This is a genomic window from Kitasatospora sp. NPDC030952, assembly GCF_055571335.1.
On sequence record NZ_JBVIFM010000009.1, the window covers coordinates 168,675 to 193,648 of the forward strand.

At 73.3% G+C, this 24,974-nt stretch carries 27 protein-coding genes; 12 read left to right on the forward strand and 15 right to left on the reverse strand.

What is annotated here, in order from left to right; all coding sequences use genetic code 11:
- Positions 1 to 54 precede the first annotated feature (54 nt).
- The 3 genes from ACZ47G_RS18170 to ACZ47G_RS18180 all read right to left on the reverse strand — a co-directional run bounded on the left by ACZ47G_RS18170 (position 55) and on the right by ACZ47G_RS18180 (position 2,589).
- Positions 55 to 447 carry a VOC family protein gene (locus ACZ47G_RS18170; protein ID WP_465743765.1) on the reverse strand — a complete coding sequence of 131 codons (393 nt, stop codon included), beginning with the start codon at positions 445 to 447 and terminating at the stop codon, positions 55 to 57.
- A gap of 143 nt (positions 448 to 590) precedes the next feature.
- A complete protein-coding gene (locus ACZ47G_RS18175) occupies positions 591 to 2,246 on the reverse strand; it encodes an LCP family protein (protein WP_465743767.1) in 1,656 nt (551 codons plus the stop codon).
- A complete protein-coding gene (locus ACZ47G_RS18180; RefSeq protein ID WP_465743769.1) occupies positions 2,239 to 2,589 on the reverse strand; it encodes a DUF6542 domain-containing protein in 351 nt (116 codons plus the stop codon). The genes ACZ47G_RS18175 and ACZ47G_RS18180 overlap by 8 nt, the downstream gene beginning before the upstream one ends.
- 417 nt (positions 2,590 to 3,006) lie before the next feature.
- Between ACZ47G_RS18180 and ACZ47G_RS18185 the strand changes: the two genes are divergently transcribed.
- A complete protein-coding gene (locus ACZ47G_RS18185; protein WP_465743771.1) occupies positions 3,007 to 3,645 on the forward strand; it encodes a TetR/AcrR family transcriptional regulator in 639 nt (212 codons plus the stop codon).
- A gap of 146 nt (positions 3,646 to 3,791) precedes the next feature.
- Here the strand turns inward: ACZ47G_RS18185 and ACZ47G_RS18190 are convergent, their stop codons facing one another.
- From ACZ47G_RS18190 to ACZ47G_RS18205, 4 genes are all read right to left on the reverse strand, one after another.
- Positions 3,792 to 4,487 carry a hypothetical protein gene (locus tag ACZ47G_RS18190; RefSeq protein ID WP_465743773.1) on the reverse strand — a complete coding sequence of 232 codons (696 nt, stop codon included), beginning with the start codon at positions 4,485 to 4,487 and terminating at the stop codon, positions 3,792 to 3,794.
- Positions 4,488 to 4,694: 207 nt separating this feature from the next.
- Positions 4,695 to 5,477, reverse strand: a complete 783-nt coding sequence (locus ACZ47G_RS18195) for a GNAT family N-acetyltransferase (protein WP_465743775.1) — start codon at positions 5,475 to 5,477, stop codon at positions 4,695 to 4,697.
- 91 nt (positions 5,478 to 5,568) lie between these two features.
- Positions 5,569 to 6,018, reverse strand: a complete 450-nt coding sequence (locus tag ACZ47G_RS18200; RefSeq protein WP_465743777.1) for a CAP domain-containing protein — start codon at positions 6,016 to 6,018, stop codon at positions 5,569 to 5,571.
- Positions 6,019 to 6,134: 116 nt separating this feature from the next.
- Positions 6,135 to 9,047, reverse strand: coding sequence for an AfsR/SARP family transcriptional regulator (locus ACZ47G_RS18205; protein WP_465743779.1), 2,913 nt, complete (start codon positions 9,045 to 9,047; stop codon positions 6,135 to 6,137).
- A 137-nt stretch (positions 9,048 to 9,184) separates the two neighbouring features.
- On the opposite strand from ACZ47G_RS18205, the gene ACZ47G_RS18210 reads away from it, so the two are divergent.
- Positions 9,185 to 10,606: an AfsR/SARP family transcriptional regulator gene (locus tag ACZ47G_RS18210; RefSeq protein ID WP_465743781.1), complete on the forward strand. Its 1,422-nt coding sequence runs from the start codon at positions 9,185 to 9,187 to the stop codon at positions 10,604 to 10,606.
- Between the two features lie 21 nt (positions 10,607 to 10,627).
- Here ACZ47G_RS18210 and ACZ47G_RS18215 read toward each other — a convergent pair whose 3' ends face one another.
- The 3 genes from ACZ47G_RS18215 to ACZ47G_RS18225 form a co-directional block, all read right to left on the reverse strand.
- The gene (locus tag ACZ47G_RS18215) at positions 10,628 to 11,092 is read right to left on the reverse strand and encodes a hypothetical protein (RefSeq protein ID WP_465743783.1); all 465 of its coding nucleotides are present in this window, start codon (positions 11,090 to 11,092) and stop codon (positions 10,628 to 10,630) included.
- A gap of 120 nt (positions 11,093 to 11,212) precedes the next feature.
- Complete coding sequence (locus tag ACZ47G_RS18220; protein WP_465743785.1) at positions 11,213 to 11,413, reverse strand: DUF397 domain-containing protein; 201 nt, start codon at positions 11,411 to 11,413, stop codon at positions 11,213 to 11,215.
- Between the two features lie 10 nt (positions 11,414 to 11,423).
- Complete coding sequence (locus tag ACZ47G_RS18225) at positions 11,424 to 12,308, reverse strand: helix-turn-helix domain-containing protein (protein ID WP_465743787.1); 885 nt, start codon at positions 12,306 to 12,308, stop codon at positions 11,424 to 11,426.
- 186 nt (positions 12,309 to 12,494) lie between these two features.
- On the opposite strand from ACZ47G_RS18225, the gene ACZ47G_RS18230 reads away from it, so the two are divergent.
- The 6 genes from ACZ47G_RS18230 to ACZ47G_RS18255 all read left to right on the forward strand — a co-directional run bounded on the left by ACZ47G_RS18230 (position 12,495) and on the right by ACZ47G_RS18255 (position 16,663).
- Positions 12,495 to 12,866 carry an ATP-binding protein gene (locus tag ACZ47G_RS18230; RefSeq protein WP_465743789.1) on the forward strand — a complete coding sequence of 124 codons (372 nt, stop codon included), beginning with the start codon at positions 12,495 to 12,497 and terminating at the stop codon, positions 12,864 to 12,866.
- A gap of 14 nt (positions 12,867 to 12,880) precedes the next feature.
- Entirely contained in the window at positions 12,881 to 13,126 is a 246-nt protein-coding gene (locus tag ACZ47G_RS18235; RefSeq protein WP_465743791.1) for a hypothetical protein, read from the forward strand.
- 105 nt (positions 13,127 to 13,231) lie between these two features.
- The gene (locus ACZ47G_RS18240; protein ID WP_465743793.1) at positions 13,232 to 13,525 is read left to right on the forward strand and encodes a hypothetical protein; all 294 of its coding nucleotides are present in this window, start codon (positions 13,232 to 13,234) and stop codon (positions 13,523 to 13,525) included.
- Between the two features lie 12 nt (positions 13,526 to 13,537).
- Positions 13,538 to 13,987 (forward strand): hypothetical protein, encoded by a 450-nt coding sequence (locus tag ACZ47G_RS18245; RefSeq protein WP_465743795.1) that lies wholly within the window; start codon positions 13,538 to 13,540, stop codon positions 13,985 to 13,987.
- 195 nt (positions 13,988 to 14,182) lie between these two features.
- Positions 14,183 to 15,409 (forward strand): serine hydrolase domain-containing protein, encoded by a 1,227-nt coding sequence (locus ACZ47G_RS18250; protein ID WP_465743797.1) that lies wholly within the window; start codon positions 14,183 to 14,185, stop codon positions 15,407 to 15,409.
- A 138-nt stretch (positions 15,410 to 15,547) separates the two neighbouring features.
- On the forward strand, positions 15,548 to 16,663 hold the full coding sequence (locus ACZ47G_RS18255; protein WP_465743799.1) for an alpha/beta hydrolase: 1,116 nt from the start codon (positions 15,548 to 15,550) through the stop codon (positions 16,661 to 16,663).
- Positions 16,664 to 16,683: 20 nt separating this feature from the next.
- Here ACZ47G_RS18255 and ACZ47G_RS18260 read toward each other — a convergent pair whose 3' ends face one another.
- The 3 genes from ACZ47G_RS18260 to ACZ47G_RS18270 form a co-directional block, all read right to left on the reverse strand.
- A complete protein-coding gene (locus ACZ47G_RS18260) occupies positions 16,684 to 17,403 on the reverse strand; it encodes a DsbA family oxidoreductase (RefSeq protein ID WP_465743801.1) in 720 nt (239 codons plus the stop codon).
- 93 nt (positions 17,404 to 17,496) lie between these two features.
- Positions 17,497 to 18,045 carry a GNAT family N-acetyltransferase gene (locus ACZ47G_RS18265; protein ID WP_465743803.1) on the reverse strand — a complete coding sequence of 183 codons (549 nt, stop codon included), beginning with the start codon at positions 18,043 to 18,045 and terminating at the stop codon, positions 17,497 to 17,499.
- Between the two features lie 256 nt (positions 18,046 to 18,301).
- Positions 18,302 to 19,021 carry a chitinase gene (locus tag ACZ47G_RS18270; protein ID WP_465743805.1) on the reverse strand — a complete coding sequence of 240 codons (720 nt, stop codon included), beginning with the start codon at positions 19,019 to 19,021 and terminating at the stop codon, positions 18,302 to 18,304.
- A 228-nt stretch (positions 19,022 to 19,249) separates the two neighbouring features.
- Between ACZ47G_RS18270 and ACZ47G_RS18275 the strand changes: the two genes are divergently transcribed.
- A complete protein-coding gene (locus ACZ47G_RS18275; RefSeq protein ID WP_465743807.1) occupies positions 19,250 to 21,271 on the forward strand; it encodes a tetratricopeptide repeat protein in 2,022 nt (673 codons plus the stop codon).
- Positions 21,272 to 21,339: 68 nt separating this feature from the next.
- Here ACZ47G_RS18275 and ACZ47G_RS18280 read toward each other — a convergent pair whose 3' ends face one another.
- Positions 21,340 to 21,531 (reverse strand): DUF6011 domain-containing protein, encoded by a 192-nt coding sequence (locus ACZ47G_RS18280; protein ID WP_465743809.1) that lies wholly within the window; start codon positions 21,529 to 21,531, stop codon positions 21,340 to 21,342.
- 42 nt (positions 21,532 to 21,573) lie between these two features.
- On the opposite strand from ACZ47G_RS18280, the gene ACZ47G_RS18285 reads away from it, so the two are divergent.
- Positions 21,574 to 22,341: a TetR/AcrR family transcriptional regulator gene (locus ACZ47G_RS18285; RefSeq protein ID WP_380456970.1), complete on the forward strand. Its 768-nt coding sequence runs from the start codon at positions 21,574 to 21,576 to the stop codon at positions 22,339 to 22,341.
- Positions 22,342 to 22,394: 53 nt separating this feature from the next.
- Here the strand turns inward: ACZ47G_RS18285 and ACZ47G_RS18290 are convergent, their stop codons facing one another.
- Positions 22,395 to 22,793 carry a winged helix-turn-helix transcriptional regulator gene (locus ACZ47G_RS18290; RefSeq protein ID WP_465743811.1) on the reverse strand — a complete coding sequence of 133 codons (399 nt, stop codon included), beginning with the start codon at positions 22,791 to 22,793 and terminating at the stop codon, positions 22,395 to 22,397.
- Positions 22,794 to 22,889: 96 nt separating this feature from the next.
- On the opposite strand from ACZ47G_RS18290, the gene ACZ47G_RS18295 reads away from it, so the two are divergent.
- Together ACZ47G_RS18295 and rarD are read left to right on the forward strand one after the other, a co-directional pair.
- Entirely contained in the window at positions 22,890 to 23,738 is an 849-nt protein-coding gene (locus tag ACZ47G_RS18295; RefSeq protein ID WP_465743813.1) for an SDR family oxidoreductase, read from the forward strand.
- 222 nt (positions 23,739 to 23,960) lie between these two features.
- A complete protein-coding gene (gene rarD / locus ACZ47G_RS18300) occupies positions 23,961 to 24,938 on the forward strand; it encodes an EamA family transporter RarD (protein ID WP_465743815.1) in 978 nt (325 codons plus the stop codon).
- The last annotated feature ends 36 nt before the right edge of the window (positions 24,939 to 24,974 follow it).

Consider the following 24,974-nt stretch of genomic DNA (forward strand, 5'->3'; position numbering starts at 1 on the left):
CACCTCGGCGCCCCCGCCCCTCCCGGGCGGGGGCGCCGACGCACGTTCCGGCCCCTACTGCCGGCTGTCGGCGGCGACCCACTCGACCAGTTCGATCACGACCCCGTTCGGGTCGGCGACCTGGAACAGCTTCTCGCCCCACGGCTCCTCGCGCAGCGCCATGGTGATCTCCACCCCCTCCTCGCGCAGCCGCCGCTCCTGCGCGGCGACGTCCTCGACGGTGAAGGCCAGGATCACCCCGTCCGCCGTGCGGTCCCGCTGGTCCTCGGGCAGCACCTCCAGGCCGCGGCGAAGGTAGACGACGTCGACCCCGCCGCCCGGGTGGCCGAGCGAGACGAAGCCGTCGGCGGACATCTGCTCGGTGTAGCCGAAGTGCCGCTGGAGGAAGGCGGCGGAGGCGGCGGTGTCCTCGACGGTCAGGGAGACGACGGTGGTGGTGATCTGCATGGCGGAGCCCTCTCGTCATGGCGCACGGTTATCCCGTACGAAGTACACTATACATAGTACGGAGAATCTCGCCAAGGGTCCGCCCGGAAAGGCCCGAGGGAGGCCCCCGGTGGGGACCTCCCTCAGGAGTGGTGCCAGTCGCGTCAGAAGACGCAGGGGATGCCGCCGTCGGAGGTGGCGTCGACGCCCGGGCCCTGCATGGGCAGGTTGGCGGCCGGGTCGCCGGTGGGGGCGGTGCCGGGGGTGGTGGGCTTGTCGGCCGCGACGCCGGTGAAGGAGGTGCCGAGGGTGACCACCACGTGGTCCGCGGCGGTGGTGGCGGACTCGGTGGCGGTGACGCCGTAGCGGGCCGCGACCTGGTCGGCGGCGTCCTTGCCGCCCTTGCCGTAGGTGACCGTGGTGGTCTTCTGCTTGGTGCGGGCCGGGCCGGTCGAGCCCTCCTTGAAGCCCATCGCGACCAGTGCCTTGGCCTCGTTGCCGGAGGAGACCCCGGCGGCCGAGGAGGCGTTGTACACGTCGACGGTGGTCGGGGAGGCGGCCTTGGTCGGGGTGGTCGCGGTCGGCGTCGGGGTGGGGGCGTCGGTGGCCGGGGCGTCGGTGGCGCCGTCGGCCGGGGCGGCGGGCGCGGCCGCGTCGGCGTAGCCGAACAGCTGCTTGACCACCTTCTGGATCTTCGACGGGGTGACCAGGTTGACGTCCTGGCCGTTCTTGGTGCCGAAGCCGTCGAAGGTCAGGGTGTTGAACTCGACGTTGCCGCCGGTGAGCGCCGGGGCCTGTTGGGCGAAGTCCAGGACGTTCCACTCGTTGTCGATCACCAGGTCCTTCTGGACGACGCCGAAGAGGTCCTTGAGCTTGCCCAGGTCGCTGATGATGCCGTCCTGCTTGAGCTTGTGCACGACGGAGGAGATGAAGGCCTGCTGGCGGTGGGTGCGGGCGAAGTCGCCGGTGTTGCCCTTGCCGTCGTCCAGGTTGTGGCGCTGGCGGACGAAGGCGAGCGCCTGGGAGGCGTTGAGGGTGTTGATGCCCTTCTTGAAGTCGGCGCCGGAGCCCTGGCCCTCCATGGCCGGGTCCTTGGTGTCGTGGGTCAGGCAGACCTGGATCGGCTCGACGGCCTTGGCGATGTCGTAGAAGCCCATCAGGTTGACCTCGGCGATGTGGTCCACCGGCTGGTTCACGAAGGTCTGGACGGTGCGGATGGTGGCCGCGCGGCCGGCGTCGCGGCCGGCCTTCTCCAGGTCGGCGCCCTTGAGGCCCTTCTTCTCCAGGCCCGGGTTCACCTTGTCCTTGGCGATCCCGTACGCCTCCTTGATCTTGTGCATGCCCTGCTGGGTGCCGTCCCCGTTGTAGGTCATGACGTAGTCGTCGCGCGGGATGGAGATCGCCTGCACCTTGCCGCCGTTGGCCGGTATGTGCAGCAGGATCAGCGAGTTGGTGTTGTAGCCGCCGATGTCCGAGCTGTGGCCGGCGTGCAGCTCGTCCTGGACGAACTGCGGGGGCAGGTCGGAGCCGTCCATCGCCTTGCGGCTGTCCAGGCCGATCAGCAGCAGGTTGACCGAGTTGTCCAGGTGCTTGGGGGCGTCCTTCTTGGTCTCCGCGATGGCGTTGGACGTGGTCATGCCGTCGGTGAGCGAGGTGTACTCGTACCAGACCACCCCGCTCGCCGCGAACACCGCGAAGCCGACGGTGGCGGCCACCACCCGCCCCGCGATCAGCAGCGGGGAGCCCTTGCGGGGCGCCGGGTTCGCGCCCCGGCGCCCGGCGGTACGGCCGCCGTCCTGCTGCTCACGGTCCTCAGCCATGCCGCCTCCTCCGGTCCCGGACCACCCGGACCACGATCACCAGCAGGGCCGCCGCCGCGGCCTGCGCCATCACGGGGAATCCGTGCACCACCCACTTGGCGGAGCCGGTGGCCAGGCCGTTGCCCTGGTACTTCTCACTGTTCGCCGAGAATTCGACCGCCGCCGTCACGCCGAGCACGACCACCGGCGAGGCGGCGAGCACCCACCACCAGCCGCGGTGGGTGCAGAGCGCGGCCGCCAGGCCGGTGCCGAGCGCCGCGCAGAGCGCGAAGACCAGGCCCATGCCCGGCCCGGAGAGCTCGTCGACCACCGCCCCGACCAGTGGGAGTCCGAGGGCCGCCACCGCGGGCAGGGTGGGCCCGCCGGAGAAGGGGCGCGCGGGGCCGGCGGGCCGACTCGCCGGCCGCCGCCGTGATCCCTGGTCGGAGGACCGTCCTCGCTGCCCCGCCACTCACTCACCCCCGGTGTTCCCGTGCCTGGTGCGCCGTCTCGGCGCCGCGCCGGGTCTGCTGTGGGAGAGCGGTGACGGCGCTGCCAGTACGGGACGCTGGTGGTCGGCCGGCCGGTTCCCGTTCTCGGTTTCCCGCTGTTGCTCGGGGGCAGGCACGTTTTCGGATTTGCTCTACAGAGGTGTAGAGATCGTACGCAGCATAGAGCACGCCTGTTCGGTGGCAAGTCCGTTCGTGAACAGGCCTGCAGACACTACACCGGGCAGTTTCTGAGAGGGTCGGCGCGGGTGCCGACGGAGAAGGAGAACGTCGTGGCGACCACGGGCGGAGCGGGACGACCGGAGAAGCGCAAGGCGATCACCCGGGCCGCGACCACGGTGTTCGGGCGCGAGGGCTACGTCCGGGCCAGCATGGACGCGATCGCGGCCGAGGCGGGGGTGTCCAAGCGCACGGTCTACAACCACTTCGCCGACAAGGAGACCCTCTTCCTGTCGGTGGCGCTGCAGAACTCGGCCGAACTGACCGAGCTGATCCGCGCGTTGATGGCCCGGCACCTCGACCGGGTGCTGGACCTGCGGCGCGACCTGGTCGCCTTCGCGGTCGAGCGCGCGAACGCCGTACTCGCCGCGGGCGAGCACGGGGCACTCGGCCGGGCCATCCGCGCCGAGGTGGCCAACATCCCGGCGGACGTCCTGGAGGCCTGGCTGGAGGCCGGGCCGGTGGCCTCCCAGCGCGACCTCGCGGAGCGCTTCGCGGCGCTCACCGAGCGCGGGCTGCTGGCCGTGCGGGACCCGGAGCTGGCCGCCGAGCAGTTCACCCTGCTGACCTTCCACGGCGTGGCCGAACGCTCCTTCTGGGGCGCGCTGCCGGTGGCCGGGGCGGAGGTCGGGCGGGTCGCGGAGCAGGGCGTGGACGCCTTCCTGACGATCCACGGCCCGGCCGCGGGCTGACCGGGCTGACCGGGCTGACCGGGCTGACCGGGCGGGTCGGGCAGGCCGGACGGGCACACGCCGGTGGGCGGGGCGGCACCGGGCCGCCCCGCCCACCGGTCGTCGCGCGAAGGTCACCTCAAGACGCGGTCACCTCAAGACGCGGGTCACTTCCAGTTGACGCCCTTGCCCAGGGTGTACGGCTCGCCCCAGTACTCGGCGCCGGACACCTTGGTCGCCTGCGGCGCCAGGGCCAGCACGCAGGAGGTGATCGACTGCCCGTTGGTGAAGCCCTTCGGGAAGGACGGGTGCGGGCACTTGTCGAAGGTGCCGATCAGCATCACCTCGGAGGCCTCCGAGCCGTCCGGCAGGGTGCCCTTCACCTGGGTCAGGCTGGAGAAGGACAGGTCGGTGCTGCCGGTGTTGGTGACGTTGAAGCGGACGTAGTACGGCACCATGCCCGCGGCCTTGTCGCCCAGCTTCAGCGGGGTGAGATCGGCCGGGTCGCCCTTGTCGATCGAGGTGACCGTGAGCGAGACGGTGCCCTTGGTGCTGCCCGAGGAGAACGGGATGGTGGCGGCCTGGCCGATCTTCACCGTGGTGCCGGGCGCCGCGGTCGGACCGGCCTGGGCCGGGGCCCCGCCGGTGGCGCCGCCCGTCGCCCCGCCGGTCGGCGCGGCCGCGGAGGTGGGGGCGGCCGGGGTGGTCGGCGCGGCGGACGGCGCGGCCGGCGCCTGGGTGGCCGGCGGGGTGGTGGCGCTGTCGGACGAAGCGGCGTCGTCGTTGCAGGCGGTCATGGTGAGCGCGCCGACCACGGCCAGGCCGGCCAGGGCCATGGTGCGACTGTTGCGGATGGTCTTCACGTGACGTCCCCCGTTATTGCGGACCGCCGTCGCGACGGTCCTCCTGTGGGATTGTTCATAGCGCAGGGGCCGTGCGGGACGCCACGCTTTCCGGGCGGTCTTGACGCTGCCGTGACGAGTCCTGCGCGGGTCCGTGACAAGGGATGCCGAGTCGTGATCAGTGGTACCCGAACCGCCTGCCACCTCGGACGATCCACCGGGCAGGCGCTAAGCGGCCCGCAGCACCAGTTCGTTGTACGTCGTGACGGTGCTGAAGCCCAGCCGCCGGTAGAGGTGGATCGCCGGGGCGTTGTCCGTACGGACGTTGAGGCCCAGGTGGTCGGTGGTCGGCGCGAGGTGCCGGGCCAGCGCGGTGACGCAGGCGCGGGCCAGGCCGCGGCCGCGGGCGTCGGGGTGGGTGACCACGTTGCCGAGCACGGCGACCCGGTGCGCGGGGGAGTGGACGTGCACCCCGGCTGCGGCCACCAGCCGGCCGTGCTCGCGGACGCCGACGTAGCCGCCGGCCGCCAGCAGTCGCCGGTCGAACCAGGACTCGGGGTAGGCCTCGGCCAGCAGGGTGTGCAGGGCGTCCAGGTCGGCGAGGGTCAACTGCTCGGTCCGGTGGGCGGGTTCGGCGGGGAGCCGGCCCGGGTCGGGGAGGATCATCCGCAGCAGCGGGGTGCGCCGCTCGACGCCGTAGTCCGGGGCGAGGGCCCGCTCGGCGCCGTCCGGCAGCCCGGCGGTGAAGCGGCGCGGCAGGAACGGCCGCAGCGCGCCCAGCAGTTCCTCCAGGGCGGGGACGGCGGCGGGCCGGGCGAAGGCGAGCAGCACGGGGGTGTCACCGCCGCTGTAGAGCAGGGCGACCGGCCCTCGGTCGGGATCGGTGGTGTACCAGGCGGTGTTGGGCCAGAGGGTGTCGTCCAGGTCGCCGAGTTCGAACAGGTGCAGGGCCGGGTCGGGGCGGAACCGTTCGGCGAGCGCGGCGCGGTCGTGCAGGCTGATGAGGGGCACGGGGTCGAGCTTAGGGCGGGTCTGACAATCCCTAGGCCTGGCCCGTCGGTGAACGGACGGACGGACCAGGCCGCAGGGTGGCCGCGCCGGGTCAGACCTGGCCGAGGGTCAGCACGTAGCGGCCCCGGGTGTCGCCCCGGCGGGGTGCGCGGCCGATGCCGAGGTGGTTGAAGCGCGGGTCGAGCAGGGTGTCGCGGTGCTGCGGGCTGTGCATCCAGCGCTGCATGGCCTCGGGCACGCTGTCGGCCGCCGCGGCGATCTCGGCGGCGAAGCGGAAGGCGAAGCCGGCCGTCCGGATCCGGCGCCAGGGCGTGCTGCCGTCGGTGCCGTCGTGCTGGAGGAGGTCGTGCGCGGCGAGGTCGTCGGCGTGGCGCTGGGCGGCGGTGTTGAGCCGTTCGTCCAGGTTGAGCAGTCGGGCGCCGGCGTGGACGCGCCGGAAGTTGGCGGAGGTCAGCATCTCGGTGCGGAAGTCGCCGCCGGTGGCGGTCCAGGCCGCGGCCGCGGGTGTCAGGATCCGGCCGTTGCGCACGAGTGTGGTCATGGGGCGCGCCTTTCCTCGGGGTGTCGCCCCGGGCCGCGGGCGGCGCGGTCCGGGGCCGGACGAGGAGTACGGTCCCGGACCGCGGTAGACAGTCGGTCAACGCGCGTAGCCGGTGGTCAGCCGAGGCCGGCCAGCTGCCCTTCGACCTGCGCGGCGTCCTCGTCGAGGCCGAGCCGCCGGTAGCCGTCCAGGGCGTCGGTGAGGCAGGCGCGGGCCTGGCGCGGGCGGCCGAGGCCGGTGAGGGCGGTGCCGAGGGTGCGCAGCAGGGCGGCCTCCAGGGCGGCGCTGGTGCGGCGGGCCTGCGGCAGGACGGCTTCGGCGAGGTCCGCGGCGAGCAGCCAGCGCCCGGCCTCGGCGTGGATGCGGGCGGCGAGGTCTCCGGCGGCGGCTTCGAACACGGTGACCTGGAGGGCGGCGAACTCGTCCCGGGCGCCGAGCGCGTCGGCGAGGGCGGCCTCCGGGTCGCCGCACAGCCGCAGCACCCGGGCGAGGTAGTAGCGGCCGATCGCGGCGGACACCGGTCCGGAGCCGCTCATCAGGCGGGCGCTGCGTTCGGCGGCGTCCCGGGCCTCGGCGAGGCGCCCGGTGTGGGCGGCGCTGAAGGCGAACTCGCCGAGCGCGCTGCCCTCGGCCCGTTGGGCGCCGACCCGGTGGAACAGCTCGGCGGCGCGGCCGGCGTGTTCGGCGGCTTCGGCGTAGCGGCCCTGGATCCGGGCGTTGCCGCCGAGGTTGATCAGGGCTTTGGCGAGCACGCCTTCGGTCCGCGGGTCGGTGCAGAGGTCGACGGCCCGGCGGATCTCCTGCTCGGACTCGGCGTAGCGGTTGATGTGCCAGAGCATGGTGCCGCGCAGGTAGCGGGCGAGGGCGAGCGGGCCGTCCTCGCCGCGGGCCTCGGCCTCCTGGGCGATGCGTCCGGCGAGGTCGCCGAGGATGCCGGTCTGGGCGCGTTCGGAGAGCACGGCGCCCATCCGGTCGGCCAGTTCGGCGGCCCGGTCGAGCGGCAGGGCCGGGTCGGCGCAGCTGAGCACGATGGCGGCGGCGTGCACCTCGGCCTGGTCGCGCATCCAGCGCACGGCTTCGGCGCCGTCGGTGATCGGGCGGCCGGTCGCGGTCACGGACGCGCCGAGCAGGCTGAGTTCGGCGGGTTCCGCCTTGCGGGCGGCCCGGTCGGCGTTGCGGGCGGTGGCCAGGCAGAAGTCGGTGAGCCGGTCGGCGGCGGCGGTGTGTTCGGCGGGGGGTTCGTCCGCGGCGAGCCGGCCGCGGGCGTAGTCGCGGACGAGGTCGTGGAAGCCGTACCGGCCGAAGCGGGGGGAGTGCAGCAGGTTGAGGTCGACGAGGGTTTCGAGGAGCTGGTCGGCCTGGTCCTCGGTGCGGCCGAGCAGGGCGGCGGCGCAGGGCAGCGGCAGGTCGGGGGTTTCGGGCAGCGAGAGGAGGCGGAACGCGCGGGCGAGTTCCGGGCCGAGGCGGTGGTAGGAGAGGGCGAAGGTGGCTTCCACGGTGCGTTCGCCGTCGCTGAGTTCGGCGAGCCGGTGTTCCCGGCGCAGTCCTTCGGCGAGGGCGGCGAGGGTGAGGCCGGGGTCGGCGGCGAGCCGGGAGGCGGCGATGCGGACGGCGAGCGGCAGCAGTCCGCAGGCCCGGACGACCTCCTCGGCGGCCTCCGGTTCGGCGGTGACGCGTTCGGCGCCGACGATCCGGGTGAGCAGGTCGAGGGCCTCGGTGGGCTGCAGGGTGTCCAGTCGCAGGTGGTGGGCGCCGGAGAGGCCGGTGAGCCGCAGCCGACTGGTGATCAGGACGGCGCAGCCGGCCGCGCCGGGCAGCAGCGGTTCGACGTGGTCGCGGGTGGCGGCGTTGTCGAGGACGACGAGGACGCGTCGCCCGGCCAGGGCCGAGCGGTAGAGGGCGCTGCGTTCGCCGGTGTCGTTGGGGATCTCGTCGGGGGCGATGCCGAGGGCGCGCAGGAAGCCGGTCAGGACGGTGCCCGGGTCGGGCGGGGTGCGGTCGGCGCCGCGCAGGTCGGCGAAGAGCTGCCCGTCGGGGAAGCGGTCGCGGACCTGCCGGGCGAGGTGCACGGCCAGGGTGGTCTTGCCGACGCCGCCCATGCCGTCCAGGGCGGAGATCATGACGGCCCGCCCGCCGGCGCCGACGAGCTGCTCCGCGAGGGTGTCGAGTTCCTCGGCGCGGCCGGTGAAGTCGGGCAGGCCGGAGGGCAGTTGGTCGGGGGCCTGCCAGCGGTCGGCGGCGGGCTCGGGGTCGGCCTTCGGCGGCAGCAGGGCGGCGTCCTCGCGCAGGATGCGCAGCTGGAGCTCGGCGGGGCCGTGGTCGTCGGCGGGCAGGTACGGGCGGGCGTCCTCGTAGACGGCGAGTGCCTCGGCCTTGCGGCCGGCCCGGTAGAGGGCGCGCATCAGGACGGCGGTGAGCCGGGGCCGGCCGGGGTGTTCCAGGGCGAGGGCGGTGGCCTCGGCGATGAGGTCGGTGCGGTCGCCGAGGTCGGCGTCGAGTTCGAGCTGGGTCTCCTTGGCCGAGATCCGCTGTTCGGCGAGTCGGGCCCGGACGGCTTCGGCGTGCCGTCCGGGCAGCCCGGCGAGCGCCTCGCCGACCCAGAGCCGTTGGGCGCGGTGCAGGATGTCCCGGACGTCCTGCGGGGGTGCGTCCGCCCGGCGCAGTCGTTCGGCCTCGGCGAGCAGGGCCTGCCATTCGTCGGCGTCGGTCGGTACCGGCCGGAGCGCGTAGCCGTCCCCGACGCGCAGCAGCGGCATGTGTTCCGGGGCGTCGCCGGTGTGCGGCTTGAGCGCGGCGCGCAGCCGGGAGACGGCGAGCTGGACGGCCTTGCGCGGGTCGGCCGGCGGGGTGCCGCCCCACACGCCCTCGATCAGTACCGAGGTGGCCACCGTCCGTCCGGCGGCGTCCAGCAGTACGGCGAGCACGGCGCGCTGCTGGGGGCGGCCGAGCTCCACCTCCTCGGTCCCGTACCAGGCCCGCAGTGGGCCGAGCAGCGCGAAGCGCAGCCCGGAACCCCCCTTGTCCACCATGTCGTCCCGTCCCCATGAGTCGTCCCGTGCCGGGATCTCGCCACTTCCGTCCGGATTGCGGCGCCCCCGTTCCCGGCCTCGTATGCTCTGCTCACAGATTGTGCACCGGACGTCGGAATTCCGAGGGGTGGGGAGTGGTGCTCGAATTCCGCGTGCTGGGGTCCCTGCGAGCCCGGTGCGAGGGCGTGGAGGTCGACCTCGGGCGACCGCAGCAGCGGGCCGTGCTGGCGGCGCTGCTGCTGGCGCCCGGGCAGTTGGTGTCGACGGACCGGCTGGTCGAGGGCGTGTGGGGGGAGGACGACGCGCGCTGGCCGAAGGATCCGGTGGGCCAGATCGGCACCCATGTGCACCGGCTGCGGCGGGCGTTGGGCGCGCCCGGGCTGGTGGTCGCGGCGGCCGGCGGGTACCGGCTGTCGGTGCCGCGCGGCTCGGTGGACCTGTTCCGCTACGAGGCGGCGGTGGCCGAGGCCGTTGCGCTGCGTCACCAGGAGCCCCTGCGGGCGTGGGAGTTGCTGGGCGAGGCGCTCGGGGCCTGGGCGGGCGCCCGGGCGCTGGACGGCGTGCCGGGGCCGCTCGCGGAGCGGGCCCGGGAGCGGCTGGCGGCCGGGCGGCTGGCGGCGCGGAAGGTGCGGTACGACCTGGACCTGGCGCTCGGGCGGCACATCGAGGCGCTGGAGGAGCTGGGCACGCTGGCCGCCGAGTGCCCACTGGACGAGGAGGTGCACCGGCTGCACCTGCTGGCGCTGCACCGCTGTGGCCGCAGGGCGGAGGCCCTGGCCGAGTACGGGGCGTTGCGGGAGCGGCTGGACCGGGAGCTGGGGCTGGAACCGGCCGTCGCGGTCGTGGAGCTGGCCGACCGGATCCGGCGCGGGGAGGCCCCGGTGTCGCTGCGGCGGCTGCCCCGGCCGAGCCAACTGCCGCCCGACATCCCCGACCTGGTGGGGCGGGCCGGACTGGCGGGACAGGCGGAACGGGCGCTGCGGGCGGTCGGCGGCTCGCCGGTGGTGGGGCTGTCCGGTCCGGCGGGCAGCGGGAAGTCGGCGCTGGCGGTGCACATCGCCCACGCCGCCCAGGACGCCTTCCCGGACGGGCAGTTGTACGCGAGCGGGGGTGAGCCGGGCACGGTCCTGGCCGCCTTCCTGCGGGCCCTGGGGGAGCGGCCCGCGGGTTCGGACGCCGTCGGGGAACTGTCCGTGCGGTACCGCTCCGCACTGGCCGGACGGCGCGTGCTGGTGGTGCTCGACGGAGTGGCCGACCCCGGGCCGCTGCTGCCCGCGACGAGCGGGTGCGCGGCGGTGGTCACGGGGGCGGAACCGGGGGCCCTGCCCGGCGACGCGGTCCGGCTGACGGTCGGGGCGCTGGAACCGCACGACGCCCACGAGCTGCTGGCGCGGATCGTGGGCGTGGAGCGGATCGGCCGGGAGCCGGCCGCCGTCGAGGAGCTGGCCGGGATCTGTGGCCACCTGCCCGTCCTGCTGCGGACGGCGGCGACGCGGCTCGCGGCCCGGCCCTGGTGGTCGGTGGCGGACCTGGTGACCAGGTTCGCCGAACGGGGGTGAGGGCCGGGCCGAGGGGTCTTCCTAGTACGGGTCGGTGCTGCTGATGACCGAGTAGGAATAGCTGCGCGCGATCGGGGAGAGGTAGTCGATCTTGACGCCGCCGAAGCCCCAGACCTCCAGCTTGACCTGGTCGGTGGGGGACTTGAAGGTGTTGCTGGCCCAGCAGACGCGGTTGTCGCCGCCGTAGACGACGAAGTTGCCGTCGGTCTGGAGGACCGCCCGGGCGCCACAGCCCTGGCTGCCCTGGGCGGCCCACTTGGCGTCGTAGCGGTTGTCGGTCCGGTAGACGACGAGGTTGCCGTCGGTCTGGAGGATCAACCGGGTGTAGCCGGTGTCGATGGCCTGGCCGGGCAGGAGCGTCACGGGGGCGTTCTGGATCGTCCTGGGCGCGTAGTCGGGGTTGACGATGATGTCCGCCTGGGCGGTCCCCGTCGCCGTCATCGTCCCGGCCAGCGCCAGGGCGCCCGCCGTCGCCGCCATGGTCATGCGCCGCATCGTCTTCATGTCCCCGTGCTGCCTCTCGTACGAGTTGTGGTGAACGGATCATGGCCGAGGGCAGTAGACAAAAGATAAACAGGACGTTGAGGCGGGACGGGGCAGGCGGGTTCAGGTGAGGTGGTCGAACTCGCCTGCCTTGGCCCCGAGGAGGAGGGCGCGGAGCTTGGCGGTGGTCGTGGTGATGACGAGGGAGGGGTCGTCGGACTCGCGGAGATGGCAGATGTCCTCAGCTCCGGCTGCGAGTTCAACGCAGCTGCCGCCTTCGTTCGAGCCACTGAACGATGACTTTTGCCAACGGAGTTCGGACATCGGATGCCTTTCAAGTTTGCAGCAGGTAGAGAAGGTGTCGAATGAGTCCCCACGAGTCGCGCGAGGAAAGCGTGGTCAGCGACTGGTCGACGGGAGGCAGGGCCAGCTCGCTCAGCTGGTCGAAGGTCCTCCGGTAGGTCTCGATCGAATGCTGGTCGCCAAGATACTCGGTGTGGCTTGGGTGATCCACGACGACCGTGGAGAGTTCCGGCGATCCGGGGTCGACCAGCACGAACTGGCTGGTGTAGGGGGGCTTCTGCGCAGCGGCGAAGGGCAAGACCTGAATGCTGACGTTCGGAAGCTCTGAAATCTCCAGCAGATGAACGAGCTGTTCCCTCATGGCTGCATCGCCCGAGAATCGCATTCGCAACGCTGTCTCGTGGATGACGAATCGAAACTGGCGCAGTGGCAAGTTTGTGAGAATGTGCTGCCGTTGCTTCCGGAACTCGATTTCAGCAGCGACGTCCAACTCTCGGTGTCGGCTTGCGTCTTTGTAGATCGCCTCGATGTAGGCGGGCACCTGGAGAAGCCCGGGGATGAAGAACGTCTCGAAGTTGTCGAGTGCGGCCGCGCTGTGCTCTGTCTCCGCGAGGTCGAGTAGCAAGGTTGGCGCGCGGTCCGCGAAGTCGGTCCACCAGCCCTTTCCGGTGCTCCGGCCCATCTCGGCGAGCTTCGCACGGTAGGTCGAGTCTGCACATCCGTACGCGTCGAGCCAGGTCTTGAGGCGTTCGGAGTTGAGCGTGATCCGACCGGCCTCGGTGTGGCTCACCGCCGGTCCCTTCATGCCCACAAGCGCGCCGGCCTCCGGCGCGGACAGCCCTGCTGCCGTGCGTAGGCGCTGAAGTTCCTCTCCGAAGCGTCGTTGTCGCTGGCTGATCGGTCCCTTGTAAGCCACTACCGGCCCCTCCTCGTCGGTGCAGTTTTCCGTATGGGTCGAGCTGCTCGCCACCGCGATGCGAGGGCAGCATATGCATGGTTGCTTGTTCGATTGCAGTGATGGCATCCAAGCCCCTACTCTCAGTGTTGCACCGGTCACATGACGGAATGTCAGTGACTCCCCTCCTCTCCCCCGGGGTTACTCATGTGTGCCTCCAACCCTCCCGACTGGGCCCCCGCCCGCACGGAGCTCTGCGACCTCCTCTCCTCCGCCGGGTGGACGCCCTCCCGCATCGACGACGCCGGGCTCGCCCTCCACGAACTCGTCGTCAACGCCTGGGAGCACGCGGGGAGCCCGTCCCCGCTCTGCACCTTCGCCCTCTCCCCGCGCGGCCGCCTCCGGGTCCAGGTCTGCGACGACAGCCCGGTCCTCCCGCCCGAGCCTCGCCTCCCCGCCGACCCGCTCGCCACCTCCGGCCGAGGCCTCCACCTGGTCCGCGCCCTCACCCACCGCTACGGCGTCGACCCCCGCAAGCACGGCAAAGCCGTTTGGTTCGAAATGGGGCCCCACGCGTGAATCGCCGAAAGCCGATGCAGCCCACCGATCCCCGGATCCGGGGCTACACCGACGACCACATCCGCACCCTCCTCGCCGAACTCCACGAGCGCGGCCGCAAGTTCGGCCTGGTCTTCCCCTCCGCCACCACCGACCAGACCCTCGACGGCCGCATCCTCGTCCGCTTCAACACGGCCCCGGCCTCGACCCTCCTGAACCTCCTCACGCTCCTCCTCGACGCCGACCGTGACCGCTACCGCGAGCCCCCGTGCGGTTCCTGATCGCCACCGCCTTCGCCGTCCTCCTCGCCCTGGCGCTGGCCACCGTCGCCCTGGGCGTCATCACCGCGCTCAACGTTGCAAGGCCCGACGAAGAGGAGCCCTGAGATGTCCGACCCCGCCCTCGCGAACGCCCTGGCCGCCGCGCACTACGCCGTCGCCGCCGCGTTCAACTCCCTCACCCCCGCCAGTGCCCCCGTCACCCCGCCCGTCCCCGACGACTTCGACTGGCCCGAGCTGGAAACCTTCCTCTTCCACCTCGGCTTCGCCGCCGACGACTCCGACGCCGCCCTCAACCTCCACCGCCTCCTCTTCGCCGTCCAGCGCATCGCCTACCGCGAGGCCGCCGGCCGCAACGCCCCCTGGCCCGCCGCCCGACTCCACCCGCGCTCGCCGGTGTGAAACCCTCGCCCCATGGACGAGTTCACGCGCCGCCTGGACGGCGCCTGGGAGTGGTGGCACGCCGCCATCGAGGATTCCCAGGAGGGTCGGTGGATCCGCACCGACGCCGAACGCCGGACGATCGACGACATCGCCGCCGCGACCGTCGGCTGTCCGCCCCCGGCCGGTGAACTCCCCTGGCGGGCCCGGCTCGCCCGGATCGTCCGCTGGGCCGCCGTACTGCGGCTCGCCGCCCGGGCCGGCGGCTGGGAGCTGGTGCCCGTCGCGGGCGCGGCTCCGGCCCGGCCCGCCGGGATGGCGACCCTGTTGTCCGCCGTCTACGCCGTCGGGGAGCAGGGCGAGATCTGGCTCGACGCCCTCCGTACGGAGGGCCCGCCGCCGGTGGCCGAGGTCGGCCGGGCGGAGGCCTTCCTCTTCGGGCCGGGCTCCGTCGAGGATCTCCGGCAGTTCTTCTACGACTGATGACGCCCGGGAGTGGGAAGTCGGCCCGTCCGACGTCCTGCTCCCGCCGCGCGGGCTTCCCGGGTAACCCCGAGATGACGTCCGGGGTTGATCAGGGGCGGGCCGGGGCTGCTCCCGATGGCCGACGGCACTGCGGCTGAGCAGGATTGACGCAACGTCATCGATCCGCCGTGCCGAGCCACCGGAGCCCCCGCCATGAAGCCCTTCGTCCGCCGTGCCGCTACCCTCGCACTGGCCTGCTCCGCCGTCGTCGGCGTCACGGCCGGATCCGGCGCCCAGGCCTTCGCCGCGAGCGGGCCGAACTCCGGGCCGAACCCCGGGCCGAACTCCGCCGCCGCTACCGCCTTCCCGCCACTGAACCCGGAAGCCCTGAAGGCCGCCATCCAGACCCTGCCCACCGATGGCGCCGCCGGTGCGATCGTCCGGGTCGGCGAGCCGGGCCGGTTGTGGCAGGGCTCCACCGTCGACAGCCAGACCGGCCGCAAGATCCCGGAGGACGCGCACTTCCACGCCGGCAGCATCTCCAAGGTCTTCCAGACCACCGTCACCCTCCAGCTCGCGGCCGAGGGCCGGATCGACCTCGGCCAGACCGTCCAGCGCTACCTGCCCGGTCTGCTCCCGGACACCTTCCAGCCGATCACCGTCCGCCAGCTGATCAACTACACCAGCGGTCTGCCGGACGTGGACGAGGGCAAGCCCGACACCGGCGTCGACGACACGATCGCCGGCCGCTACACCTACCGGACCTTCGACGAAGTCGTCCAGGACACCCTGCGCCCCACCGACCGCCCGTGGCCCGGCCCGCACTTCGCCCCCGGCAGCGAGCAGGAGTACAACTCCCTCGCCTTCCGGATCGGGGGCGAGCTCATCGAGCGGATCACCGGCCACTCCTTCAAGGAGGAGGTCACCCACCGCATCCTGGAGCCGCTGCACCTCGACCGGACCACGGTGCCCGAGGACGACCCCGAGATGCCCCGGCCCTACCTGCACGGCTACATGACGGACAGCAGTGGCGACGCGGTGGACGTCAGCGAGCAGGGCGGCACCCCGTCCAACATGATCTCCACCCCGTCCGACCTGGACCACTTCATCACCGCGCTGCTCCAGGGCCGCCTGCTGCCCGCCGCGCAGCAGAACGAACTGTTCACCCTGCCCGAGGACGGCGCGGGCAAGCCCGTCCCGTTCGTCGGCGGCACCTCGTGCGACAAGATGGCCTGCTTCGGCGCCGGTCTGATGTCCGTAACGCTGCCGAACGGAGCGGTGCTCTGGGGCAAGACCGGCCACGACGACGGCTACGCCAACGGCATGTTCGCCAGCCGCGACCTGTCGATCCGCGCCGTGTACTCGGTCTCCAACCTGAGCTCGGACTTCGGAGCCCCCACACCGCTGGGCGCCCGCCTGATCGGGGCCGTCCTCTCCTAGGGGCGTGTCTGACACGTGTCGCCCGGCGCCGGAAGACACGTGTCGCCCGGCGCCGGAAGTCGGCCCCGCCGACTTCCCGCGCCGCCCCCGACCCGGCTCAGGTGCAACCGAACACCCGTCTTACCCGTTTCAGCTGGTGTGAAGCTCACCGGCACCCCGTTCTTCGTCCTCGCGCTCCTCCTCGTCCCGCTCTCCATCGGGCTGCTGATGTACCTGTGGAACCGGGTGCGCGGGCCGCGCGCGCTGCGCTTCGGCTCGCGGCTGCTGATGGTGGCCTTCGCGCAGCTGACGGCGGTGACGCTGGTGTTCGTGGTGGTGAACAACGACAACCAGCTGTACGGCAGTTGGGACGACCTGCTCGGCACCGGCAGCCACGTCCGCGCCGTGCCCGTGCCGCCCCCGGCGGACGCGACGGCGGCGGCCAACGCGCCGGACCAGCCCAAGGTGACGCAGCAGTTCGGGCCGGTGGACGACCCCGCCGTGCCGAAGGACGTGAAGACGACCCAGCTGAAGGGCCGGGTGTCCGGCGTCGACGGCGAGGTGCTGGTGTGGACGCCGCCGCAGTACGACGACCCGGCCTACAAGGACAAGAAGTTCCCGGTGGTGGAGCTGCTGGTGGGCTTCCCCGGTTCGTCCAGCGCCTGGTTCGGCAGCATGAACGTCTCCAAGCAGCTGGCGCCGCTGATGAAGTCCGGGCAGGTCGCGCCGTTCATCCTGGTGTCGCCGCGGGTCGTGCTGCTCGGCGGGCACGTGGACACCGGCTGCGCGGACGTGCCGGGCAAGGTCAACGCCGAGACCTGGCTGGCGCGCGACGTGCCGCAGATGGTGCTGGACAACTTCCGCGCCGAGCCCGGCCCGGAGCGGTGGGCGGTGGCCGGCTACTCGGCGGGCGCGCACTGTGCCGTCCGGCTGGCCCTGGGGCACCCGAACCGGTACCACGCGGGCGTGAGCCTGTCCGGGTACAACGACCCGGCGGGCGAGCCGGACTCGCTGACCGCCAAGGACCCGCACCTGCGCGAGGTCTCCAACCCGGTCTACCTCCTCCAGCACGCGCAGACGCCGCCGAACGTCGCCCTGTACGCGACCGGGAAGAAGGGCGACGGCTACGAGGACGCCCTGGCGCTGCAGAAGAACGCCAAGGCGCCGACGACCGTCACCCCGGTGGAGGTCAACGGCCCGCACCTGACCTCCACCTGGCAGCCGCTGGTGCCGTCGGTGTTCACCTGGCTCACCCAGACCGTCGGGAAGGGCTGACGGCCGGCGGGCCAGGGCGGTCACCGCTGCGGCAGTTCGCAGCCGTCCGGGCCGCAGGCTTCCGCGTCGCCCCCGCCTTCGGCCAGCGGGATCAGCGGCGCCGGCACCCGGCTGTCCCAGGCCTGCTCCAGCGCCCGGGTGAACGTCTCCGCGGGCTGGGCGCCGGAGACCCCGAGCCGCCGGTCGAGGACGAAGAACGGCACGCCCGTCGCGCCCATGGCGGCGGCCGTCTCCTCGTCCTCGCGCACCTCCGCCGCGTAGGCCTCGGGGTCGGCCAGCACGGCGGCCGACCCGGCGGCGTCCAGCCCGGCCTCGACGGCCAGCTCGGCCAGCCGGCCGGTGTCGAAGGCGGAGCGCTCCTCGGCGAAGTTGGCCCGGTACAGCGCGTCCAGCAGCTCGGCCTGGCGACCCTGCTCCTTGGCGAAGTGCAGCAGCCGGTGCATGTCGAAGGAGTTCGCGGCGTCCCGCCCGGCGTCCAGGTAGGGCAGGCCCTCGCCGCGCGCGTTCTCGGCGATCCGGGCCTCCGCGGCCTCGGCCTGCTCCAGGCTCATCCCGTACTTCGTGGCGAGCAGCGGGATCACCGGGCGGGCCGTGCGCGGCGCGTGCGGGTCCAGCTCGAACGAGCGGTGGACGACCTCCACCTCGTCGCGGTGCGGGAACACCGCCAGGGCCTGCTCGAACCGGGCCTTGCCGATGTAGCACCACGGGCAGTTGATGTCGCTCCAGATCTCCACGCGCACGGCGCCGTACTCCTTCCGGTCCCGCGCGGACCGTCCGCGCCGACGGTCACCGGAACGCCGGTCTCCACCTGAATATTTCTCGTCCTGAAATATTCAGGTGCGGGAGCCGGGGACCGGTCGCTCGTAGCGGCTCATCCAGAGGACCGGGACGTCCTCCGGCGACTGCCCCGGGAGGCCGAGCCAGCGGGCGTCGCCGCGGTGCACGAAGCCGCGCCCCTCGTAGTAGTCGCGCAGCGAGCGGTTGTGGGCGACGCAGTCCAGCCGCAGCGCGTCCACCCCGCGCTGCCGGGCCCGCTCCTCGGCCCAGCCGAGGACGAGGCCGCCCAGGCCGCGCGCCCACCGGCGCACGGCCAGCCGGTGCACGTAGCCGGCCTCGCCGCCGACGTCCGCCCAGAGGTCGTCGGCCCAGTCCAGGGTGACCGTCCCGGCGGTCTTGTCCCCGACGTCCACCAGCCAGGTCTCGCCGCGCTCGATCGCGTCGGCCACCCACTCGGGCGGGAAGCTGCGTGGCCACTGGCGGATGCCCCGCCCGCCCAGCCACCCGGCCGCCTCGTCCAGCACGTCCAGCACCTCGCCGGTGTGCTCCGGGGCGGCGGGCCGGAACGTCACCCGGTCGCCGGCCCACTCGATCGAACCGCTCATCGCTCCTGCCGTCCTGCCGTTCCGGCCGTCCTGCCGCTTCGGGGCCGAGGCCGCTGCGAGATCCCCCGCCGCCCAGCGTTCCAGCTCCGCCCCGACGGCGTCCACCGGTCCCGCCGACGCCGTCCTGGCGGGGCTTGACTGACACCGTTCACCCGATCGGCTGAGTTACGGAGCGGGAAGTCGGCGGGGCCGACTTCCCGCTCCGCGCGTGCCGCCTGAGGCCGCCTGAGGCCGTCGGAGGCCGTCGGAGGTCGGCTCAGCAGGAGATGTTGCCGCCGCCCACGTTGGTGCCCAGGACGCCGACGAACTGCTTGAACAGGTTGATCCGGTCGTTGCGCTCGTCCGGATTCTTGCCGTTGCACTCCAGGTCGCCGTTGATGCTGCGGATGGTCTCGCCGAAGCCCTTGTTGTTGACGATGGCGTCGTGCGGGGTCATCGTCCCGGCGCCCCGCTGGGTGTCCCAGAACCAGAGGCCGGTCTTCCAGGCGACGGCCGGGTCCTTCTCGACCTTGTACGGGTCGTGCAGCAGGTCGAGGTGGAGGGCGTCGCCCGCGGCCTTGTAGTTGAAGTTCCAGCTGATCTGCAGCGGCCCGCGCCCGTAGTACGCGGACTGCCCGGCCGGACAGCCGTAGGGCTGGGTGGTGTCGCAGTAGTGGCTGTAGTTGGCGGTGTTCTGCTCGACGACGTAGCGGAGCCCGCCGGTCTCGTGGCTGACGTTGGCGAGGAAGGCGGCCGCCTCGCGCTTGCGGGTGGCGTCGTCGCCGGTGGTGGTGAACTTCGGGTAGGCGCCCAGGGCGTCGGTCAGGCCCTTGTACGTGTAGAAGGAATTCCGGTTCGGGAACATCTTGTTGAACTGGGCCTCGCTGACCACGAAGGAGCCCGCGGCGGAGGCCGGGGCGGCGGTCGGGCCGGTCAGGGCGAGGGTGCTCAGGACGGCGGCGGAGGCCGCGGCGGAGAGGGTGCGGGAGAGCTTCATCGTTCCTCGTCGGAAATCAGGGGCGGGGGTGCTTCGCTCTCGAAGCACCGGAGCCATCGTGGTGGCCGCCGCCCCCGGCTCGAACCGGACCGAGGTCCAAACCACTCGTACGGGTCTTATCCAGCCGGGTAGTTGTCGTCGCGCCCACTGCGGGGTGATCATCCGTCCGTCATACGCACCGGATAGCCTCATCCGCGCACGGCACGAGAGCGGACCGGGGGACAGGGCATGGCGCACACCGACGACGGGGGCGACGAGCGGCTGGCGGCGGAGGGAGAGGTGGCCGTCGCCCGGCTGGCGATCGACTCCGGCGACCTCACCCACGCCGCCGACCACCTCTCCGACGCGATCCTCGCCGACCCCCAGCTGCCCGAACTCCACGAGGCGCTGGCCGAGTTGTCCGCCGCCGCGGGCGGCCCCGCCAAGGCGCGCGAGCTGTTCCCGCTGGACGGCGAGGTCTACCTGGGCACGGTCGTCTGCCGGGCCCACGTGGAGGCCGCCGCCGGGGACTGGGACACCGCCGTCAGCCTGCTCGCCTCGGCGATCCAGTACGAGCCGGCCCGCCCCTGGGCGCACACCGCCTGGCTCGCCCGCGAGGACCTGCCCACCCTGGTCGACCCGGACGCCGTCGCCCAGGCGGTGGCCCGCGCCGCCGGTGCGCTGCCCGACCCGCTGCCCGCCGAACTCGCCGACACCGTACGGCCCTTCGAGCGCTTCCTGCGGGCCGTGGTGGCCCGCCACCCCGAGCACCCGCTGCTGCTGGCGATGGCCTCCGGCCTGACCCGTCGCTTCGGCGCCACCACCCGCGCCGTCGAACTCGCCGAGCGGGCCCACCGGCTGGCCCCCGGCTACCTGCCCGCCGTGATGCTCGGCAACGCCCTGCGCGCCGACGGCCGCCCCGAGGAGGCGCTCGCCGTCTGGGAGGCCGAACTCGCCCGGGCCGCCCCGGAGGAGGGCGACTCCAACGGCTACCTCGCCGTGGACGTCGCCGAGTTGTACGGCACCCTCGGCCGCCCCGCCGAGGGCCTGCCCTGGCTGGAGCGCGTCCTCGCCGTCGATCCCGACCACCCCAAGGCCGCCCCCGCCCGGCACGGACTGCGGCACGCCGTCGACGGTGACGCCGCCCATCTGCTCGCCCTCGCCGACCACCACCGCGACCACCCCGACCACGCGTACGCCCAGGACCTGCTGGAGCGGCTCAGCCACCGGGAGCCCTGGCTGGGCATGGTCACCGGCACCACCGAGGCGACCGTCAACGTGCTGCACCGGGTGCTCGGTTCGGCCGGCACCGGCACGGGCACGGGCACGGGCACCGGCAGTGGGTCCAGCACCGAGATCGACTGCACCGCCTCCGCCGTCGAGCCGCCCAGCTCGGTGCTGGCCGTCCGGCTCGCGCTGCCGCGCTCCACGGTGTCCTACCGGTCCGTCGGCGAGCCCGACCCCCGGCTGCCGCTGACCGAGCCGACCACCCGGATCTGGGCCTGGGACGGCACCGACCCGCGCCCGGCCGTCGCCGCGCCCGCCCCGTCCAGCTCCGAACTCGTCCGCGCCACCACCGAGATCGTCTGGCCGACCGTGCCCGCCGCCTACGACCACGCCGTCCGGCTGGCCGGGCTGCCGCTGGACGAGCTGCTCGGCGTGCTCGTCCACCCGCCGGCGCCCCGCGAGGACGACCTCGGCCGCGCGCTGCTCGCCCACCAGCCCGAACTGTGGGTGCGCGCCGTGCAGTCCTTCGCCTGCCTCGGCATCGCCCACCACCGCACCGACCAGCCCTGGGAGGGTTCCGAGCGCCGCCGGGTGCTGCGCGACCTGCTGCTCGGGCCGGAGGACTGGGTGGTCGAGGCGGCCGGCTTCGCCCTGGTCACGATCGGCTGGACCCACCCCGCCGCCCGCGCCGACATCGCCGCCCTGCTGCGGCAGCGGCTGCACTACAGCGCCCGGGCGAGCCGCAGCCGGGTGGTGACCATCCTCCGCTCCTACTGCGCCCTGGTGCTGGCCGCGCCGTGGGCGGAGCCGGCCGACCTCGCGCTCGCCCGGCAGCTGCTGGCGGAGGCGGACGCCCGGGACGCCGAGAGACCGGCGGACGCCGACGGCACTGACGGCACTGGCCGCGCTGACGGCGCTGACGGGACCGACGGCACCGACGGCACTGAGGGCACCGATGATGCCCAGGAGACCGGCGAAGGGCCCGCGCGGGATCCGGGGCGACCCCGCCCCGGCCTGTTCCGCCGCCTCTTCGGCCGCTCGTGACGCTCCGGTCCGGCGTCCGCTCGTGACACGCCGCTCCGGGCGTCCGCTCGTGACGCTCCGGTCCGGCGTCACACCCCCGGCAGCGTCTCCTGCTCCACGTCGAACCGCGCGACCCGCTCCGCCGGATCGCGGCACTCCGGCCCCAGCCGCAGCATCCGCGACTCCGGGTCGTGCAGCGGCCGGTGGCAGCGTCGGCAGGTCACCCGGGGGCGGAGCGCCTCGGTGGTGTCCGTGCCGGGCAGTGGCTCAGGACTGGTCATGAGGAGACGGTAGCGGCCGTCGGCCGTGGGAGGATCCTCCGCATGGCCACCGACCGCAGCAGCGCAGGAGATCCGGCGCGTACCCTCGCCCTGCTCTGGGGGCTGACCGCCGAGGAGAAGCCGGGCCGGCGCGGCCCCCGGCAGGCCCGTTCGACCGGCGAGATCGCCGCCGTCGCGATCGCCCTGGCCGACGCCGAGGGCGTGGACGCTGTCACCATGCGGCGGGTCGCCCAGGAGCTGGGGCTGTCCGCGATGGCGCTCTACACCTACGTGCCCGGCAAGGCCGAACTCCTGGACCTGATGCTGGACACGGTCTACGCCACCATGCCCCGCAGCACCCCGGCGGACGACGGCTGGCGGGCCCGGGCCACCGCCGTCGCCGACGACAACCGGGAGCTGTACCGCGCCCATCCGTGGGTCGCGGCCGTGTCCACCAGCCGTCCGCCGCTGGGCCCCGGCCTGATGGCCAAGTACGAGTACGAGCTGCGCGCCCTGGAGGGCACCGGCCTGCCGGACGTCGAACTGGACGCCGCGCTGACCCACCTGCTCGGCTTCGTCCAGACCTGTGCCCGGATGGCCGCCGACGAGCGGGCCGCCCAGCAGGACAGCGCGCTGACCGACGCCCAGTGGTGGCAGGCCAACGCCGAACTGCTGGCCCGGGTCTTCGACCCCGAGCGCCACCCCGTCGCCGCCCGCGTCGGGGCCGCCGCCGGGGAGGCGCACGGCGGCGCGTACAGCCCGGACCACGCGTACGCCTTCGGGCTGGCCCGGGTCCTGGACGGCCTGGAGGCCCTGATCGGGAAGCAGTAGCCCGGCCTCGGGAAGCTGTAGCCCGCCGCCTCGGGGAGCAGCAGCCCGCCGTCTCAGGAGGCGGTGGCCCGCCCGTCGTACTCCTCGCGGGCCGCGACCACGGAGGCCACCCGCTGCTCCGACCAGTGCGCGAGCGCCGCGACCAGCTCCGCCGCCTCCCGCCCGAGCGGGGTGAGGCTGTAGTCGACCCTGGGCGGGATCACCGGGTGCGCCTCGCGCAGCACGAAGCCGTCCCGCTCCAGCGTCTGCAGGGTCTGGGCGAGCATCTTCTCGCTGACCCCCGAGACCCGCCGCCGCAGTTCGCTGAACCGGTAGCCGCGCTCGCGCAGCGCGCCGAGGACGAGCACGCCCCAGCGGCTGGTGACGTGCTCCAGCACGCCCCGGGACGGGCACATCCGGTCGAAGACGTTCGCGGGCGGGAGCCCGTCCGGAACCATCGTGCTTACCTTCATGTCAGTACCCTACTTTGAAGTGCGTACTTTCGAAAGGTTAGTGCAGCCCCTAGGGTGAGTTCCGAGGCCAGAAGCCACCAGGAGTAGGAGCACCCCATGTACGTCGTCACCGGAGCCACCGGCCAGCTCGGCCGTCTCGTCCTCGAAGGCCTGCTGGCCGCCGTCCCCGCGAGCGAGGTGGCAGTGGCCGTCCGCTCCGCCGGGAAAGCCGCCGACCTGGCCGCGCGCGGGGTCGACGTCCGGGTGGTCGACTACGACCGGCCGGAGACCCTGGCGGGCGCCTTCGCCGCCGGCGACCGGGTGCTGCTGATCTCGGGCAGCGAGGTCGGCCGCCGGATCCCCCAGCACCGGGCCGTCGTCGAGGCCGCGCGGGCGGCCGGGGTCGCCCTGCTCGCCTACACCAGCATCCCGGCCGCGGCCACCTTCGGGCTGGCCGACGAGCACAGGGCGACCGAGGAGCTGATCCTCGCCTCCGGGCTGCCGTACGCCTTCCTGCGCAACGGCTGGTACACCGAGAACTACCTGGGCGACGCGGCCGGCACGGTCGAGCGCGGTGTGGTGCTCGGCAGCGCCGGGGACGGCCGGGTGGCCACCGCCCCGCGCCGGGACTACGCCGACGCCGCGGTCGCCGTCCTGCTGCGCGGTGGCGAGCAGAACAAGGCCTACGAGCTGAGCGGGGACACCGCCTGGAGCCTGCCCGAGCTCGCCGCGGAGCTGGCGCAGGCCTCCGGCAAGCCGGTCGCCCACCGTGACGTGACCCCGGCCGAGCACCTGGAGGTCCTGGTCGGCGCGGGCCTGCCGCAGGGCTTCGCGGAGGCTCTGGTCGACGTGGACGCGGGCATCGCGCGCGGCGAGCTGGCCGGCACCCCGGGCGACCTGGCCCGGCTGATCGGCCGCCCGACCGTCCCGCTGGCGGAGTCCGTCCGTACCGCGCTCGGGGCCTGAGACAGCCGGTCGGCCGCCGGTCCGCCGCTTGACTGACCACCGTCTGGCCGCCGTCTGACCGTCGTCTGACTGCCGTCTGACCGCCCTCTGGCCAGCGAAGACGCCGCAACCGTCCAGCATTCAAGCGCTGTCATGACCAAAATCCGGAAACGGAGATGACAGGCTGCCCTCCCGCCCGCTACCGTCACCTCGATATTCGCGCGCGCGGGAGGGCACTCGGCCATGCCACAGACAACCCAGCAGGACAACGGCCGAGGCCTCTGGTACGGCATGGCGGCCTACGGCATCTGGGGCCTGTTCCCGCTGTTCTGGCCGCTGCTGGAGCCCGGCGCCGCCGACGACATCCTCGCCAACCGGATGGTCTGGTCCCTGGTCGCGGTGGTGCTGATGCTGGTCGCCCAGCGGCACTGGGGCTGGATACGCCCGCTGCTGCGCCAGCCCCGCCGGGTCGCCATGCTCGCCGGCGCGGCCATGGTGATCTCCGTCAACTGGGGCGTCTACATCTGGGCCGTCAACAACGACCACGTCGTGGAGACCAGCCTCGGCTACTTCATCAACCCCCTGGTCACCATCGGCTTCGGCGTCCTGGTGCTCAAGGAGAAGCTGCGCGGCGTGCAGTGGGCGGCCGTCGGCATCGGCGCGGCCGCCGTCGCGGTGCTGACCGCCGCCTTCGGACAGCTGCCCTGGATCGCGCTCACCCTGGCGCTCTCCTTCGCCACCTACGGCCTGCTGAAGAAGCAGGTCGGGCTGAGCGGGCTGGAGAGCCTGGCCGCGGAGAGCGCCTTCATGTTCCCCTTCGCCCTCGGCTACCTCGTCTACCTGGAGGTCAGCGGGCGCGGCACCTTCGGGCACACGGTGGCCGGCTCGTACGGCTGGGGCCACTCCGGGCTGCTGATGCTCAGCGGGGTGATCACCGCGATCCCGCTGCTGTTCTTCGGCGCGGCCGCCGTCCGGGTCCCGCTGACCGTGCTGGGCCTGCTGCAGTACCTGGCGCCGGTGTTCCAGTTCCTGATCGGCGTCGCGGTGTTCCACGAGTCGATGCCGCCGGCGCGCTGGGCCGGCTTCGCCCTGGTGTGGGCCGCGCTGGCGCTGCTCACCTGGGACGCGCTGCGCCAGGTGCGGGCCGACCGCGCCGGGCGGGCCGCGGCGCTGCCGCAGCCCGCCCCGGCCGAGGCCGTCCGGGAAGCCGTCACGCGCTGAGGCGGCTCCCGCCGGCGTCGGTCACGCGCTGATGCC